General features: G+C 34.9%; 11 protein-coding genes. 4 read left to right on the forward strand and 7 right to left on the reverse strand.

Translation table 11 applies throughout. From position 1 onward, the window contains the following. Nucleotides 1-75: 75 nt before the first annotated feature. The 5 genes from CSC80_RS10290 to CSC80_RS10310 form a co-directional block, all read right to left on the reverse strand. Nucleotides 76-1,770, reverse strand: coding sequence for a RagB/SusD family nutrient uptake outer membrane protein (locus CSC80_RS10290; protein WP_099191610.1), 1,695 nt, complete (start codon nucleotides 1,768-1,770; stop codon nucleotides 76-78). Between the two features lie 4 nt (nucleotides 1,771-1,774). Next, a complete protein-coding gene (locus CSC80_RS10295; protein WP_236973372.1) occupies nucleotides 1,775-4,945 on the reverse strand; it encodes a TonB-dependent receptor in 3,171 nt (1,056 codons plus the stop codon). A 393-nt stretch (nucleotides 4,946-5,338) separates the two neighbouring features. Beyond that, nucleotides 5,339-6,517, reverse strand: coding sequence for an SAM-dependent methyltransferase (locus tag CSC80_RS10300; protein WP_099191612.1), 1,179 nt, complete (start codon nucleotides 6,515-6,517; stop codon nucleotides 5,339-5,341). 6 nt (nucleotides 6,518-6,523) lie between these two features. After that, the gene (locus CSC80_RS10305) at nucleotides 6,524-7,621 is read right to left on the reverse strand and encodes an AI-2E family transporter (RefSeq protein ID WP_071341796.1); all 1,098 of its coding nucleotides are present in this window, start codon (nucleotides 7,619-7,621) and stop codon (nucleotides 6,524-6,526) included. Between the two features lie 3 nt (nucleotides 7,622-7,624). Next, complete coding sequence (locus CSC80_RS10310; RefSeq protein WP_058103295.1) at nucleotides 7,625-8,275, reverse strand: DUF4159 domain-containing protein; 651 nt, start codon at nucleotides 8,273-8,275, stop codon at nucleotides 7,625-7,627. A gap of 34 nt (nucleotides 8,276-8,309) precedes the next feature. Here CSC80_RS10310 and CSC80_RS10315 point away from each other — a divergent pair, with 34 nt between their 5' ends. Further along, a complete protein-coding gene (locus CSC80_RS10315) occupies nucleotides 8,310-9,101 on the forward strand; it encodes a DUF1223 domain-containing protein (protein WP_099191614.1) in 792 nt (263 codons plus the stop codon). Here the strand turns inward: CSC80_RS10315 and CSC80_RS10320 are convergent, their stop codons facing one another. Together CSC80_RS10320 and tsaD are read right to left on the reverse strand one after the other, a co-directional pair. Then, the gene (locus tag CSC80_RS10320; RefSeq protein ID WP_091605399.1) at nucleotides 9,102-9,809 is read right to left on the reverse strand and encodes a 16S rRNA (uracil(1498)-N(3))-methyltransferase; all 708 of its coding nucleotides are present in this window, start codon (nucleotides 9,807-9,809) and stop codon (nucleotides 9,102-9,104) included. A gap of 17 nt (nucleotides 9,810-9,826) precedes the next feature. Beyond that, complete coding sequence (gene tsaD, locus CSC80_RS10325) at nucleotides 9,827-10,855, reverse strand: tRNA (adenosine(37)-N6)-threonylcarbamoyltransferase complex transferase subunit TsaD (RefSeq protein ID WP_099191616.1); 1,029 nt, start codon at nucleotides 10,853-10,855, stop codon at nucleotides 9,827-9,829. An 83-nt stretch (nucleotides 10,856-10,938) separates the two neighbouring features. Here tsaD and CSC80_RS10330 point away from each other — a divergent pair, with 83 nt between their 5' ends. The 3 genes from CSC80_RS10330 (at nucleotide 10,939) to gap (ending at nucleotide 17,542) form a co-directional block, all read left to right on the forward strand. Then, nucleotides 10,939-15,372 carry a translocation/assembly module TamB domain-containing protein gene (locus CSC80_RS10330; protein WP_343224346.1) on the forward strand — a complete coding sequence of 1,478 codons (4,434 nt, stop codon included), beginning with the start codon at nucleotides 10,939-10,941 and terminating at the stop codon, nucleotides 15,370-15,372. Nucleotides 15,373-15,530: 158 nt separating this feature from the next. Further along, on the forward strand, nucleotides 15,531-16,517 hold the full coding sequence (gene pfkA, locus CSC80_RS10335; RefSeq protein ID WP_058103291.1) for a 6-phosphofructokinase: 987 nt from the start codon (nucleotides 15,531-15,533) through the stop codon (nucleotides 16,515-16,517). Between the two features lie 23 nt (nucleotides 16,518-16,540). Beyond that, nucleotides 16,541-17,542 (forward strand): type I glyceraldehyde-3-phosphate dehydrogenase, encoded by a 1,002-nt coding sequence (gap, locus tag CSC80_RS10340; protein ID WP_058103290.1) that lies wholly within the window; start codon nucleotides 16,541-16,543, stop codon nucleotides 17,540-17,542. Nucleotides 17,543-17,599: the final 57 nt, after the last annotated feature.

Raw genomic sequence — 17,599 nt, forward strand, 5'->3', positions numbered from 1 at the left:
AAGGATAGGTTTTTAGGATATAAAAAAAGCAGGACATCAATTAGATGTCCTGCTTATTATAAAGAATTTATGGTCTTAAAAACCTGGGTTTTGTTCTAAAATACCTCCACTTAAATCAATTGCACTTAAAGGTATAGGCAATAAATCATGTTTAGCTTCGAATGCGTTAGCTTTTGTGCCAAAATTTTCAATAGTACGGCTTTCATTAGCAATGTACTCATTGATTACTTCAACTCCGTTGCCCCATCTTCTTAGGTCAAACAAACGGTGACCTTCCATTCCAAGTTCTAAACGGCGCTCATGACGAACTGCTTTTCTTGCAAATGCTTGATCAGAAAAACTTGTGTAAGGTTCAATTACATAATTGGCTGCATCTGCATCACCAGCTTCATTTTGTACATAAGACATGCTTTTTGCTCTGTTTCTAACCATGTTTACCCAAGTTAATGCTGATGCTAAGTCGTTTAATTCAACTGCAGCTTCTGCACCCATTAAAAGAACATCTGCAAAACGTATAATGTTATAGTTTATACCAGAGTGTTGCTGACCCCATGCACCTGTACCTTGGTTGTCGGTATCACCAGATTGATAAACGTTTTTGGATGGTAAATATGGACCTGATATATCAGCAAATGTTGCACGGATCCAAGAATGCCCTGGGAATGTACCATAACCATTATAATCAATACCTCTTCTACCTACAGTATAATCTAATCTAGGGTCTAAAGGTCCGGTATGAGGTGTAAAGGCATCTTCATCTTCAATACCGTAATCATTGGCTACATCATTACCAGCAGCATTAAAGGTATCTAATAATGGTAATCCGTCCTCATCAGTTTGGAAAGCATTTACCAAATCTTGAGAAGGTTGGTAAAAGCCACAACATGAACCAAATGGACCTGGATTAGGGAAGTTTAGTACACCACCAATATTACCGTTAAAAGATTGTCCGGTATCTGCAGTGAACTGAATAGCGAAAACAGATTCTGAACTATTCTCACCTGAGCTAATGAAATTGTCCAAGAATTCAGCATTTAAACTGTATGGACCATTGTTGATTACATCTTCTAATAAATCAAATGCAGCTGCCCAATCTGATTGCTGTAAGTGTACTTTTCCTAAATAAGTCTGGGCTGCCCAAGATGTAGGTCTACCGGATTGCTCTTGTGTAGCAGGTAGATTATCCATTGCGAACTGAAAATCAGCTTCAATCTGATCCCAAATAGGACCTGGATTTGGTTGGTTAAACTCTGTATTTGCATAATTTTCTTCAGAAATGTAAGGAACATTTCCGTAGATTCTTTGCAACTCAAAATTAAAATGACCTCTTAAAAAACGGGCCTCGGCAAGTTTACCTGTTAAATCTGCATCTTCAATTGAAGAAATAAGAGATATAACGGCATTTGCTCTGTTTACACCTGCAAAAATTGACGACCATTTACCTAAAACGTATGGGTTACCTGTGGTCCAGTTGTAAACTTCCATTTCAAAAAGATCAGCTTGGTCACCATCTGTACTTCCTTTGTGGGCATCATCTGCGATAACATCAAACCACCAGTTGTCACCACTAGCGGCAAAACCGTTACCTGATAAATTGTTTCTAATTCCATCTAAGGTTGAATACGCGCCAATTAAAAGTAGTTCTACACCGTCTTCATTTTGAACGGCAGCATCACTTAGCGCACCTATAGCGGGTTGCTCTGTAAATTCATCGCTACATGCACTTATAGCGGCGAATAATGTGAATAAATAAATTAATTTCTTTTTCATTTTTTTACAATTTTAAATTAAATCCAAGTGTAAGAATTCTAGATTGTGGTACAACCTGGTTGTCTACACCCAATGTTAAGTTATTACCGGTAACAGATGATATAATTTCTGGGTCAAAGCCATCATATCCTGTAATAGTAAACAAGTTTGTTCCTTGAATGTATACTCTCAACATATCAAGACCAATTTTACTTGTCACTTTTTCAGGGAAAGCATACCCTAATTGTATATTCTTTAAACGCAAGTAAGAGCCATCCTCTACAAAGTAAGAATTAGGTTGCGTTTCGCTGTTTTGTATTGAATTACTTAATGCTGGTAAAGTAGCATTAGTATTTGATGGTGTCCAAGAATCTAATACTCTGACACTTCTATTTCCATCAACAAAAGTTGGGAAATCTGTAAATATCTTAACGTAGTTGTATACATCGTTTCCTTGAGAACCTTGTAAGAATAATGATAGGTCAAAAGCTTTATAACCTAGGTTAAAGTTAAAGCCATATGTAAAGTCTGGATGCGGAGATCCAATAAATGTTCTATCACTATCGTCTATAGTATTATTACCATCTATATCTCTATACTCAAATCTACCTTCATCTGTGAAACCTATTACTTCTCTACCAAAGAAAGACGAAATTGGTTGACCTACTTGAGTTCTAGATACTGCTCCACCACGGAAGCTATCATCACCTGTTTGGAATTCACTGATCCAATCTGTTACTTCATTCTTGTAATGAGAGAAATTTACATCAAACCCATATTTCCAACCAGATGTAGTTTCATCTTTGTATCTAAGATTAATGTCAAAACCTGTGTTTTCTACATTACCTGAGTTTACGTATGGTGCCGCAGCATCAATTGCTGTAGTACTGATCAAACTGTTATCTTGTGTAATCAAATCTTTTGTAGTGATCTTAAACCATTCAAAATCAACATTGAACTTGTCATTGAAAAAGCCTAATTCTACACCTGCATTAATAGCTTCACTAGTTTCCCAGCGTAAATTTGGGTTACCAACAGAAGATAATATTGCTCCAGTAGCAATTGCATTACCGTCAATAGCATAGTTACCTAAACTCTCATTAAGTGAAGAAATATTGATAGTAGGGTTACTTGCAGGTAAAGATTGATTACCTAATTGACCCCATGAACCTTTTAATTTGAACCAGCTCAAAGCTGAATCAGAAGAAATAAAATCTTCTTTGCTAACTACCCAACCTGCACTAATAGAAGGGAACGTATCACTCTTATTATCCCCTGAAAAACGAGAGGAGGTATCATTACGTAAGGTACCCGTTATAAAATATTTGTCAGCATAAGAATACGTTGCAGAACCAAATAAAGAATAAAGAGATGTAGCCGAATCAAAAGCATTGTCGATGTTTGGTGTTCCGCTACCATTGTTCAACAAATAAAAATCTGGAGTTTCAAATAAGAAACCTGTACGGCTAACTTGTTTTCCTTTAATTCCATCTTCTACAGACTCTATACCTACTAAGGCATCTATTTTGCTGTTTTCAAAGGTTTTCTTGTAATTTAAGGTGTTAGTAAAAGTCCAAGAATAGCCATCTTGATTTATTTCTGTTAGTGTGTTAGTTCCTAACGGCTCACTATGTTCTGGATCTAAAGCTTGGAAACTACGGGTGTTGAATGAATTGATTGTTCCACCAATAGTAGTTTTGAAAGTAAGGCCATCCATTAACTCAGCTGATAAGTATACATCTCCAAGAAGTCTTAAGGTCTTATTAAAGTTGTCACTTTGTCTACTTAATTGAGCTAATGGGCTTCTTGAGTTACCTGTACCTTGAGCACCGGTACCAGCAAAGTTTCCATTGTCATCATATAAAGGAATTAATGGGCTGCTTCTTACCGCTTCTTCATATCTTGCTCCAGCTCCACCTTGGTTACCATTGGAATATGCAGCACTAAAATGCTCTCCAATTCTTACTTTGTCTCCAAGTTTAAATTCAGAATTTAAACGTATTTGACCAATTTTGTAAAATGTATCTACAAGGTTACTTGGGTTGTTTAAATAATTTGCTGAAAGAGAGTATTTACTATTTTCCTCACCATTTGCAACAGAAAAGGCAACACTTTGTATTACCGAAGTTCTTGTAATGGCATCTAACCAATCAGTACCGTTAGGGTTAACAGTAGCCGAAGCGTCACCTCTTACAATAGGGTCATAAGAAACAACTCTGGTATAACCATTTAAGGTAGAAGGAACAATTGCTGAAGAACCATTTCCGTATTGTGGGTGGTCAAAAGCTGTACCATCGTTAGCTGCACTTTGAAATAGGACATCTCCTAATTGTTGTGCGTTCAAAAAATCTGGTGTATTCGCTATTGAAGAGAAACCAGTATAAGTATCAATAGATACTATTGGTTTTTCCATATTGTAACCACCACCTTTGGTTGTAATAATCACTACCCCGTTAGATGCTCTTGCACCGTAAATTGCCGCTGCACCATCTTTTAAAACGTTCATTTGGGCAATATCGTTAGGGTTTATACTATTTAGTACAAATGGATCATCTGTCTGTAGACCATCTATAATAAATAATGGGTTGGTGTTATTACTAGTACCAAATCCACGAATATTAATTTTTGGTGGACTTCCTGGTGTAGCATTCTGTACTACGGTAACACCACTAACACGTCCTTGTAATGCTGAGGCAGCATTTACAACTGGTGCCTTGGTTGCTTCAGAAACATCTACAGAAGCTACAGACCCCGTAAGGTCACCTCTTGTTTGTTGAGAATATCCTAAAACAATAACTTCGTCAAGTGCAGCTGCATCCTCGGCTAGGGTAGCGTTTACATTTGACTGGCCGTTTACGGCAACTTGGGTGCTTTTAAATCCTATATAGCTAAATACCAACGTAGCACCGGCAGATACATTTAAGCTATAATTACCATCAAAATCTGTTTGTGTACCGTTAGTAGTACCTTTCTCTACGACGTTTGCACCAGGTAAAGGTTGACCTGTGTCATCTAGAACGGTTCCGGTAACAGTAGTTTGAACTGCTCCTACTTCAACTTTGTTTGAAGTACTTGTGTTTTCATTTGCCTGCACTAATTGTGCGCCTAGGCAAACAAGCATTGACAATACCCCAGATTTAATAAAGGAAGACCTTTTACTGGAGCTCATCAACGTGTAATCACGTTTTTGACTCATAATTGTTGTTTGTTAGTTTAAATTAATTGTGTAGAAATTGACTTTTTAAAATTTATAGTTGCGGAATTATATGTTAAAAAAATCAAAATCCGGTATAATAATAGCAATTTTCCTTTAATAATCGATGATCCGATAGCGTTAATTTGTAAGTGTCAAAAGTTTAATTTTCTTTAATTTGATTGTGAAAATCGTTTTAGAAGACCGTAATTATTAAGATATCAATAATTTATGATCAGATAAATTTCTGTTCTAGAAGTTAAAATTTTAACAACTTATTGTAATTATGTATAGAAAAATAAGGTTTAAAGTTAATATACAACGTTGTAGTTTGCGAAGTTTCTTGTTTAAGTTGATGTGATTTTTGAACGTTATTATGCCGAAATTCAGAACATTTTAGTGACGAAAACAAGAAATTAAAATTAGTTTTCCTTCTAAATCAGTTGTAGCAAAAACATAGTTTTCACCACCGTCTTTTAGACCTAGTTTTCTTCTAATTTCAGACACTGAATCAGGAAAATTTCTCGTAGTAATATTGGCTTTTTTGATACCGGATTTTTTAAAAGATTTTTTAGAATATTCATAGATACTTTCAATTTTGAACACTCTACCAGGAAACTTGATTAACTCTGTTGAAGTAAAGAGATGTGAGTTTGGATGTAATTTATTTAGTTTGAAGAATGCTCCAATAAATTGAAAAGACCCTGATTTTAAGATAGCTGCATTTGGTTCGTAAAGGTAATTTTGTGGTTTGGAAAAGATGGAGATTGCATTTTCTTCATCACTAGGTTTAAAACTGAACTCTTGTTTTATGCTATTTTTAAAATTGATTGTTTTTATAATAGGTTCTTGATTGTACTCTTTATCCATTAACCATAACACCTCTTTTACATCGTTATTTATCGCAACAATATGTATTTCTTTTACATTGCTCAATTCTGTTAGTCCAATTTTTAAATCTAATAACGGACCTGTTTTAACCAATACGTTATTGGCCTTTGTAAATAAAAAAGATGCTTGGTTGACTATATTTGGCTCACAATCAGCTAAATAGTATACTTTTTTATTGTTTTTGTCTCTTCTGGAAGGATCTATATATAACCAGTTAAAAGTGGTTGTTGAGGCTTTTAAAAACTCTAATCCCTCAGACGCGATACAGTTAATGTTAGTAGCGCCCATTTGCTCAAAATTATGTTGCGCTATGTTAGACAAGGCACTATTTTTTTCAACATGGGTTACTTGTTCAAATTTTTGTGAAAATGAATAAGCGTCTACCCCAAAACCACCTGTAATGTCAACAATACTCTTGCCATTGATTAATGAAGCCTTGTATTGCGCCGTAACTTCAGATGAAGTTTGTGATAAGTTCAGTTTATTTGGGTAGTATATATTTTTCGTTGAAAACCAAGAAGGTAATTTTGCTTTGGCTTTTGTTTTAGATTCAATTTGCTCTACCAATTCTTTGGAGGAAACTTCTGTGAACCTCGGTTTTGATAAAAGTATCTTATGCACATCTGTGCCCAGTTTATCCTTAATATATTGTTGTACCTCGTCTGTAACTATTTCTGAATTCACCTCTACCTAAAGATTATGCGTCAATGATTTAACAATTTGGTTATCGGATAAAAATTCTTTTAATATAACTTTTATTGCGGTGTAACCCGGTACGGCTACAATCATACCTACAACACCAAATAGTAGCCCCGCAATAATAATGACCAGGAAAATTTCTAATGGATGGGATTTTACACTATTTGAGAATATGAATGGTTGTGAGAAGAAGTTATCTACCAATTGGCCAAAGAGTAACCCTAAGAATACATAACCTGTTTTTGGGAGTATAACTTCGCTAAAATCCGATCCTAAATTACTGGTCATGGTAAGGGTCAACATTATTACACCGCCAATTATAGGACCTATATATGGTATTATATTGAACAGCGCACATAGAAAAGCAATTACTACAGCATTCTCAATACCAACGATTAAAAGTACTATGGTGTAAATGACGAAAAGAATAAAAATTTGAAGTAACAATCCCACAAAATATCTTGATAACAAACCATTTATTTTTCCGATGGAATTCGTTGTGCCTTTCTTTTTATCAATTGGAACGAAAATCAACAATCCATTTTCAAATAATTTGCTGTCTTTTAAAAAGAAAAAAGAAATAAAAAGCACTGAAAATAAGCCAATACTTGCAGAGCTTAATACATTTAAAAATGAATTAAGAAAATTAGGAATGAACCCAATATCCAAACCTTGTAAAATATTTTTTTCTAAACCGGCATCATCTATAACGTCTTCTACGATATGAGATGATAGGCCAAGGTGATTGGTGATTTGATGGTATAAGGTGTTTAAACTGGTTTGTAATTCATCAATATCCAATAAGGACAAGTTCTTTCCTTGTTCAGAAAGTAATGGTATAAACAAGGCTATGATACCGGCTAGAACACCTACCATTAAAAGCATGGTCAGTATTACTGCTAAAATATTGGGCAACTTAATTTTTCTAAAAAAACGTACTAGTGGGCTGCCTATAAGCGCTACTACAGCGGCAATGGCCAAATAGGCCAAAACAGATTGTATAGTATAAAGAAAGTATAGCAAAATGGCGATACCTACCAATACGCCAATAGCTCTTAATATGCCCTGTGAGATTGTTTTTGATGTCATAGCTTAGTTTTTAAAGGCGTAGGTAATAATATTGGCTCCCATTTCAAGTGCTTTTTGTCTTACTTCTGGAGCGTCGTTATGAACTGTTGGGTCTTCCCAGCCATCACCTAAATCAGACTCTGAGGTAAATAATAATAGAATCCTATTATCCTGTAAAATTGCAAAAGCTTGTGGACGTTGCCCGTCATGCTCATGTATTTTAGGTAGTCCCTTTGCAAAAGAATATGAATTATTGAAAATGGGGTGATCAGCTCCCAATTCTTCTAAATTTTTGTTGGGGAATAGTTTTTTTATCTCCCTTGTGATGTATGGTTTCATGCCGTAATTATCATCAATATGTAAAAAACCACCTGACATTAAATAGCTTTTTAAGTTTTCAATTTCCTCATCTGAAAAAACCACATTACCATGCCCTGTCATATGTAAATACGGGTATTGAAAAATTGTGCTGCTACCTACTTCTACAGTTTCGGGTTTGTTTTGTATTGTTGTTCCAATATTGTCATTACAGAATTTTATAAGATTTGGTAATGCCGTAGGGTTGGCATACCAATCACCGCCACCTTGATATTTTAGAATTGCAATCTCCTGTGCTCTTAAGTTAAGGCACGTAAACGCCATTATAAGAAAAAGATATATAGTAAGGTTTTTCATTTTATTTCGAATAATAAAGTATAATCACATTATTATGATTGATAAAAAAAATTATGTTTTCTTATTTTCTATAGTTGGCCTTCTGTTAACCACCATTATTTGGTCTCAATCCAGTAAAGATAATAAAGTTGATGTTGCTTTGTTTTCTGAACATTCGGAAAAATTATCTAAGGGTAGTGTGGTGCTTGAACTTTTTACTTCGCAAGGATGTTCTAGTTGTCCACCGGCAGATGCACTTTTAGAAACTATAAAGGATTCATATCCAGATAATGTTTTTGTTTTGAGCTATCATGTGGACTATTGGAATTATATAGGTTGGAAAGATCCTTTCAGTAATCAGAAATTTACCGTGAAACAAAGTGCCTACAATACAAAATTCAGGTATCGCAGTAATTATACGCCAGAATTGGTCGTTAACGGCAAAGAGCATATGGTGGGGTCAAATAGGGCGGATGTTATTAGGGCTGTTGAGAAATATAGCAATTTACAGTCTCAAAATGTTATTGGTATATCTAATATTACAATAGATGGTGATAAAGCAACTTTTGAATATAACGTTAATGGCAAAATTGAAGATAAAACTATAAGGGCTGTCTTGGTGCTTAATGAAAGAACCACAGAGTTTAAAAGGGGAGAAAATCGTCATAGAACTTTAAAGAATGCCAATATTGTAGTAGCCGAAAAATATTTAAATGATGTTAAATCAAAAGGCTTTGGTTCTATTGAAATTCCAAACATTGTAGGTAAAAATGAAGCTATAACTTTGATGTTATTGGTAGAGAACGAAAAGGTGGATATTACTTGTGCTGCAAAGGTTGCTATTTAACTAGCCATTGTTGATAGATGCTACAATGGTACAAGCAACAATAGCCGCAGTCTCAGTTCTTAACCTTGTTTTACCCATAGCTACCGGGGCATACCCTTTTTCCAATGCACTTTTGATTTCTTGATTTGAAAAATCACCTTCAGGGCCAATAAGTATAGTAATGTCTTTGTCAGCTGCAACACGCCTTTTTAGTTCATGTCTTTCGGTTTCTTCGCAATGTGCTATAAACTGTAACCCTGTTATTGGTTTTTCTAAAAACTCAACTAAGGAAATTGGTTCGTTAAGTTTTGGTAGATAGGTTTGTAATGATTGTTTCATTGCTGATTCCAATACCCTTTTCATTCGTTCTAATTTTAGAATCTTACGTTCTGATCGATCACAAATAATAGGGGTGATTTCATCAACGCCAATTTCTGTGGCTTTTTCTAAAAACCATTCAAAACGATCGTTCATTTTTGTGGGTGCAACGGCCATATGTAACCAATGAGATTTGGCATGTGTTTTTTTAGATGAGTTGATCTCTACCTCACATTTTTTAATGGCATCATCAATTATCGTAGCTTCAAATAAGTAACCTGCTCCATTCGTAATCCATAATTTATCCCCATTCTTTTTTCTGAGTACTCTGATGATGTGTTTGCTTTCATTACTGTCAAAAGTAAAGGTGTTGGCAGTAGGGTCTAGTTCAGGATTAAAGAAAAGTTGCATGTGGTTTTTGTTTTAATCTATGAAATAACATATCTGGCCTTTGCCGTAACGTCTTGATCCGAAAATTTTTCATTTTTATATTTCAGATAACCTACTATGCCGATCATTGCGGCATTATCTGTACAAAATTCAAATTTTGGGATGTAGGTATTCCATCCATATTTGGTTTGTGCTTCGGTTAAAATATTGCGTATTCCAGAATTTGCAGATACCCCTCCACCAATAGCTATTTCCTTTATACCGGTCTGTTTCACTGCTTTTTTTAATTTTTTCATTAAAATAGTAATGATGGTATATTGAATAGATGCGCAAATGTCTTCCAGGTTGTTTTTAATAAAATCTGGGTCTGCCTTGGTCTGCTTTTGTATAAAGTAAAGAATATTTGTTTTTAATCCACTAAAACTAAAATCCAAGTCTTTTACATTTGGTATGGGGAAATCAAATTTATGTGGGTTGCCAGTAGCTGCATATTTATCTATTAACGGACCGCCAGGGTAGGGTAGCCCTAATATTTTTGCACTTTTGTCAAAAGCCTCTCCTACAGCGTCATCAAGTGTTTGTCCAATGATTTTCATGTCAAAAAAATCATTTACCTGAACAATTTGTGTATGGCCACCACTTATGGTCAATGCTAAAAAGGGAAATGAAGGTGCTTTCATGGTTTCCTCTTTTATAAAATGGGCCAATATGTGGGCTTTCATGTGGTTAACTTCGATCAAAGGAATCTGTAAACCAAGTGATAACGATTTGGCAAATGAAGTACCTACCAATAATGAACCCATTAAGCCAGGTCCACGTGTAAATGCTATGGCTGATAATTGTTTTTTATCGATATTTGCTTTGGCTAATGCTTGGTGAACAACTGGCACTATATTTTGTTGATGGGCTCTTGAAGCAAGTTCAGGTACAACCCCTCCATATTCTTTGTGAATTGCTTGGGTGGCAACAACATTACTGAGCACTTTATCGTTCATTAAAACTGCCGCAGAAGTGTCGTCACAAGAAGATTCAATAGCAAGTATATAAATTGTTTTGTGCTCCAGCATATTTGGAATAAATTTTGAATAACAAAGGTAAAACATAAAGACCTATCAAAAAACTGAGAAAAATATTGGTTAGAACATTATTGGTGATTTTACTGATATGTGTTTTAGGTACCATCATTTTTTCGCTGCCAGTGGTACAGACCTTATTGGCACAGTTTGCTACGAAAAAAATCAACGATCAATATGGAACGCACATCAATATTGAGCGGTTAAAGGTTTCGTTGATTTCTTGGAATACAGGTTTGGAAGGTGTCTATATTGAGGATTATCAGCAGGATACACTTTTTTATGTAAATGAACTTAAAACCTCTATTCTAAGTTTAGGTAATCTTGCTCAAGGTAATTTGGAATTTGGTGATATCGCTGTTGATCAACTGAACTTTAAACTTAAAACATATTTTGGCGAGAGAAATACCAACTTAGAAGTGTTTGTAGATAAGTTAGATGATGGCAAGCCAAGGGCGGAGGGTACGCCCCCTTTTAAATTATCTTCATCTAATGTGGATATTGCGCACAGTAAGTTTAAATATATTGATGAGAATTTACAAAATACTACAGTTTTAAATTTTGATAGCCTAAACATAAATGCGGGCGACTTTTTAATTTTAGGCCCAGAGGTTTCTGCGGATATTAAAGAAATGTCATTCTTTAGTAATAGAGGGTTAAAAGTAGATCGCTTGGCTACCAATTTTAAATATACTAAGCAGCAAATGCGTTTTGATTCTCTAAGCATTAATACACCATTATCTGCTTTAGAAGGTAATTTGGTTTTTAATTATAACCGAGAAGATTTTGCCGATTTTTTGAACAAGGTTAATGTAGTTGCCGAGTTTAAGGAGTCTAAAGTGGCTTTTGATGAAGTCAACTTACTTTATGATGAATTTGGAAAAGGTAAAGAAGTAACCTTCAATGCAAATGTGAATGGAGTATTGAACGATTTGAACACTGATGACCTTTTCTTGTTTTCAGATGATACCGGTATTCGTGGTAATTTTAATTTTAAAAATCTCTTTAATAAACAGAAAGCATTTAGTTTAAATGCCGAAATGAGGAATGTAACAAGTAGTTATTATCAATTAAATGCATTATTGCCCAATTTAATTGGTAACTCATTGCCGTCGTCATTTAGCAAATTAGGTCAATTTACAATTCGTGGTAATGCCTTTATTACCAATTCTTCTATTGATGCTAAAGTGAACTTAAATACTGCCGTGGGTAGTAGTTATGCGGATATTGTACTTAGCGATTTTAATAATATTGACAATGCAACTTATAAAGGTTTTATTTCTTTGATAGATTTTGATTTAGGTGATTTTGCCGAGAATAAAAACTTGGGAAAAACAACCTTGGATTTTAATGTGGAGGGTAAAGGTTTTGTAAAAGAAAAATTGAACACCGAGGTAATTGGTCAAATTTATTCTTTGGAGTTTAATAAGTACAACTATCAAGACATTAGAGTGTCGGGGATTATAAAAGATCAATTGTTTGATGGTTCTTTGGTAAGCAATGACGAGAATTTTAAGTTCGATTTTAAGGGTCTTGCAAATGTTGCCGAGACAAGGAACAATTTTAATTTTATCGCCTCGGTTGATTATGCCGATTTAAAGAAACTGAATATTATAAATGATAGCGTTTCTGTATTTAAAGGAAATGTAAGTATGGATATTACAGGCACCACGTTTGATAATATTGTTGGTGACATCAATTTTACACAAACTAGCTATCAAAATAAAAATGATACTTACTATTTTGATGATTTTGCGGTTACCTCTAGTTTTGATAAAGAGAGGGAACGAACCATAAATATAAATTCTCCAGATATTATTACCGGATTTATGAAAGGTAATTTTAAGGTAAGAGAATTGGGTAAACTTGTGCAGAACTCCTTGGGTAGTATTTATACAAACTATAGGCCTTTTCAAATTTCAGATGGTCAAAATCTCTCTTTTAATTTTAAGATTTATAATAAAATCGTAGATGTGTTCTTTCCAGAAGTTCGCTTTGATCCAAATACGTTTATTAAAGGTAATATTGTAGCAGATGAGGGTGATTTCAAATTAAATTTTGAGTCTCCAAGTATAGAGGCCTTTGGTACGGCAGCCGATAAAATTGAAGTGCGTATAGATAATAAAAACCCATTATTCAATACATATGTATCTGTTGGTGAGTTGGATACCCCGTATTATAATTTTAAGGATTTTAACCTGATCAATACTACCTTAAAGGATACTTTGTTCTTTAGGTCAGAGTTTAAAGGCGGTAGTGAGTTCAATGATTCTTACAACCTAAACTTTTACCATACATTCAATAAGGAAAATAAATCTGTAATTGGTCTTAAAACCTCCGATGTCAATTTTAAGGGGAATAAGTGGGTTTTAAACAAAGAGGGAAATACAAAGAATAAGGTTATTCTAAGTAGGTCTTTAGATAGTATTACAATTCAAGAAATTGTAATGAACAATGAGGAGAAAGAGCAGATAAGGTTAAAAGGACAATTGGCAGATTCTACTTACAAAGACCTACAGTTGCAATTTAAAATTGTTTCCTTAGATAAGATAACCCCGGTAATAGATAGTTTGAAATTACAGGGAGAGGTCAATGGTACCTTAAACGTTTTACAGAAAGATGGTGTTTATTTACCATCATCAAATCTAAATATTGATAAATTCGGTATTAATGATATTCCTTTAGGTGATTTAGCTATAAATATCATTGGCAATAGAGATTTGACAGAATTTCAAGTGAACTCCCAACTGTCTGATAATGGCTTGGAAAAATTTAGCGTAGTTGGTAGTGTAGAGAATAGGGGAGATATACCAAGGGCAGATTTAATTGCGAATTTCAGCAATTTTAATTTAGAACCTTTTAGCCCTTTGGGTGAAGGGGTTATTGATCATATTAGGGGAGATATAGACGGTAGGGTGGTTATAAAGGGAGATGTTGATAATCCAAACTTTGACGGGCTTCTTACTTTGGACAATGCTGGTATTGCTGTGCCGTACCTAAATGTAGATTATGAATTTGCACCCCGGTCTAGAGTTGTTCTAAGTAATCAAACATTTGATTTTGAAAATATAGCATTAAAAGATGTTGTTAAGGGTACTACGGCAAATTTAGATGGTACCATTACTCATAGTTTCTTTAAAGATTGGGTTCTGGACTTGAATGTTGATACCAAGAATGATAGGTTCTTGATTTTAAATACAGAATTTAAAGAGGGTGAGTTATATTATGGTACTGGTTATTTGAATGGTACAGGACGAATCTATGGTCCTACTACTGCTTTGAATATTACGGTTGATGGTACTACCGCAAAAGGTACTTCTTTAAAAATTCCGCTTAGTGATGTTGCTAGTGTTGGGGATTATTCTTTTATCAATTTTATTGAAAAGAACGATAAAAAGAGAATAGAGAGTCAGCGACAATTAAAGGATTATCAAGGTCTTGAACTTGAATTTAACTTAGATGTAACGCCTGATGCCGAAGTTGAAATAGTAACAGATACAAAAACCGGTAGTTCCCTAAAAGGAACAGGGGTAGGTATTATTTTAATACAGATCAATACCAATGGTAAATTTGAAATGTATGGTGATTATGTTGTGGTAACAGGTGAATTCAATTATAAGTTTGGTGGTATTATAGATAAGAAATTTACGGTTGAACCCGGGGGCACCATTAATTGGGATCAAAAACCATTAGAAGCCATTTTGAATATGGAGGCGATATATTCATTAAATGCGAATCCTGCTCCATTATTAGATGATGCCGGTTTTACCCGTAGAATTCCTACTGACGTAATTATAAGTTTAACCGGGCAGCTTCAAAAGCCAGATATTGATTTTGGTATTGATTTTCCGGGTACTAATTCTATTGTAAAATCAGAATTGGAATACAGACTGCAAGATCCCACCGTAGAGGAGAAAAATGCGATATTCCTATTGGCTCAAGGTACTTTTGTAAATTCTCAAAGTGGTATTAACCAACAAGCAATTACAGGTAATTTGGTTCAAAGCGCATCTAGCATTTTGAATTCAATTCTTAGTGGTGGTAATGATAAGTTCAACCTTGGTCTATCCTATGAGCAAGGTATTTTAGACCGTTCTGCGGATATTGAGACAGACGATAGAATTGGTGTTACGGTATCAACACAAATATCGGATAGAATTCTATTTAACGGTAAAGTAGGGGTTCCGGTGGGTGCATCTAGTGAAACCTTGGTCGCAGGTGATTTTGAAATACAGGTTTTGCTAAATGAAGAAGGTACGTTAAGTGCAAATTTTTTCAGTAGACAAAGTGAAATACAGGCATATTTGTCGGATCAACAGGGGTCTACCCAAGGGGCGGGAATTTCGTATGAAGTTGATTTCAATAATTTTAAGGAGCTTTTTCAAAAAATACTGGCTACCAAACCAAAAGAAAAAGAGGTACCTGGAAAAGAGATTGAAACACCATCATCTGTCATGGGAAATGATAGCCTTATTCGTTTTTACAATAAGCCAAAATCATTAAATCAATAACTAAACGCTACATAATTGTTAAGTATTTAAATATTTTAAGAATTTAAGCATCAATATGTTACAACGAAATCCTTTTCGTTGATTTTTTCTTAAAATGCGATGGAAGTTAGTTCCTTTTTTGATGAAGATTTGTTACTTTCGTTGGCTTAAATTTTTCAATGTTATCACAAATTAAAAAAATAGCAGTGCTGACTTCAGGAGGCGATTCTCCTGGTATGAATGCAGCAATTAGATCGGTTGTTCGTACGTGTGCCTATATGAAGGTAGATTGTGTTGCAGTCTACAGAGGGTACCAAGGTATGATTGAGGGAGATTTTAAACCAATGGATGCCCGTAGTGTAAATAATATTATCAATAAAGGGGGGACTATTTTAAAATCGGCAAGATGTAATGACTTTAGAACTCCAGAAGGAAGAAAAACAGCTCATGATCAGTTAGTAAAGGCAGGTATAGATGCGTTTGTCGTTATTGGAGGAGATGGTAGTTTTACCGGTGCCATGATTTTTAATAGAGAGTATAACTTTCCTGTAATTGGAATTCCCGGTACTATTGATAATGATATTTTTGGTACTACGTTTACATTAGGTTTTGACACAGCTTTGAATACTGTAGTAGAGTGTATAGATAAAATTAGAGATACTGCCAGTTCCCATAACAGATTGTTCTTCGTTGAGGTTATGGGTAGAGATGTTGGGCATATTGCGCTTAACGCCGGTGTTGGAGCTGGTGCAGAAGAGATTTTGATTCCTGAGGAAAACTTAGGTTTAGACAGGTTGTTAGAATCTTTGAAAAGAAGTAAAGAGTCTGGTAAATCATCTAGTATAGTTATTGTTGCCGAAGGTGACAAATCTGGTAAAAACGTATTTGAACTTAAAGAATATGTTGAAGAACATTTGCCTATATATGATGTGCGTGTATCTGTTTTAGGGCATATGCAAAGGGGTGGTGCGCCATCTTGTTTCGATCGTGTGCTTGCAAGTAGAATGGGCGTAAAGGCGGTTGAGGCATTATTAGAAGGCAAAACGAACCTTATGGTGGGTATACAGGATAATCAACTTACTTTAACGCCAATTAACAAGGCGATAAAAGGACATACAAAAATTGATAAGGAGCTCATAAGAGTTTCTGAAATAATGACTACATAATTTAAATATTAAAAAGAGAGAAAATGTCAAATTTGAAAATAGGAATTAACGGATTCGGTAGAATAGGAAGATTAGTCTTCAGAACAACAATCAAGCGTGGAGATGTTGATGTAGTAGCTATCAATGACTTGTTAGATGTTGAGCACTTGGCTTACTTGTTAAAATATGATTCGGTACATGGTAAATTCGATGGTACTGTTGATGTAAAAGATGGTCAATTGATCGTAAATGGTAAGACTGTTCGTATTACTGCGGAAAGAGACCCTAAAAATTGTAAGTGGGATGAGGTTGGTGCAGATACCGTTGCTGAATGTACAGGTATTTTTACAACTTTAGAAACTGCTCAATATCATATTGATGGTGGTGCTAAAAAAGTTGTTATTTCTGCGCCTTCTAAAGATGCTCCAATGTTTGTAATGGGTGTTAACCATACAGAGGTTACTGCTGACAACACAATTGTTTCAAACGCATCATGTACTACAAACTGTTTAGCTCCAATGGCTAAGGTGTTAAATGATAAATTTGGTATTGAAGAAGCTTTAATGACCACCGTTCATGCAACAACGGCTACTCAAATGACTGTTGATGGTCCTTCTAAGAAAGACTGGAGAGGTGGTAGAAGTGCAATGTTGAACATTATACCGGCTTCTACGGGTGCTGCTGTAGCGGTTACCAAGGTAATTCCTGCATTGAAAGGTAAGCTTACGGGAATGGCGTTTAGAGTTCCTACTGCAGATGTATCTGTTGTAGATTTAACTGTTCGTCTTGAAAAGGAAACTTCTTACGAAGAAATTAAAAAAGCATTTAAATCTGCTTCTGAAGGGGAGTTAAAAGGTGTTTTAGGATATACAGAGGAGTCTGTAGTTTCTCAGGATTTCATAGGTGAGTCTCATACAAGTGTATTTGATGCTGGTGCAGGTATCGAGTTGAATTCTAAATTCTTCAAGTTGATCTGCTGGTATGATAACGAGGCTGGTTTCTCCAATAAAATGGTAGACCTAATTCAGCACGTTAACACGTTGTAAGCATCATTTTAGTATAACAATAATATATCCTGAAAATGAGGCTTTTGCGTCTTGTTT

Source organism: Maribacter sp. 6B07 (assembly GCF_002700155.1).
GTDB lineage: Bacteria > Bacteroidota > Bacteroidia > Flavobacteriales > Flavobacteriaceae > Maribacter > Maribacter dokdonensis.

Coding starts and splice junctions, on each gene's coding strand:
- tsaD (WP_099191616.1), bottom strand. CDS start 10,855: ATGCTGGAGCACAAAACAATTTATATACTTGCTATTGAATCTTCTTGT.
- CSC80_RS10290 (WP_099191610.1), bottom strand. CDS start 1,770: ATGAAAAAGAAATTAATTTATTTATTCACATTATTCGCCGCTATAAGT.
- pfkA (WP_058103291.1), top strand. CDS start 15,531: ATGTTATCACAAATTAAAAAAATAGCAGTGCTGACTTCAGGAGGCGAT.
- CSC80_RS10320 (WP_091605399.1), bottom strand. CDS start 9,809: ATGCAACTTTTCTTTAATCCTGAACTAGACCCTACTGCCAACACCTTT.
- CSC80_RS10310 (WP_058103295.1), bottom strand. CDS start 8,275: ATGAAAAACCTTACTATATATCTTTTTCTTATAATGGCGTTTACGTGC.
- CSC80_RS10295 (WP_236973372.1), bottom strand. CDS start 4,945: ATGAGTCAAAAACGTGATTACACGTTGATGAGCTCCAGTAAAAGGTCT.
- CSC80_RS10305 (WP_071341796.1), bottom strand. CDS start 7,621: ATGACATCAAAAACAATCTCACAGGGCATATTAAGAGCTATTGGCGTA.
- CSC80_RS10315 (WP_099191614.1), top strand. CDS start 8,310: ATGATTGATAAAAAAAATTATGTTTTCTTATTTTCTATAGTTGGCCTT.
- gap (WP_058103290.1), top strand. CDS start 16,541: ATGTCAAATTTGAAAATAGGAATTAACGGATTCGGTAGAATAGGAAGA.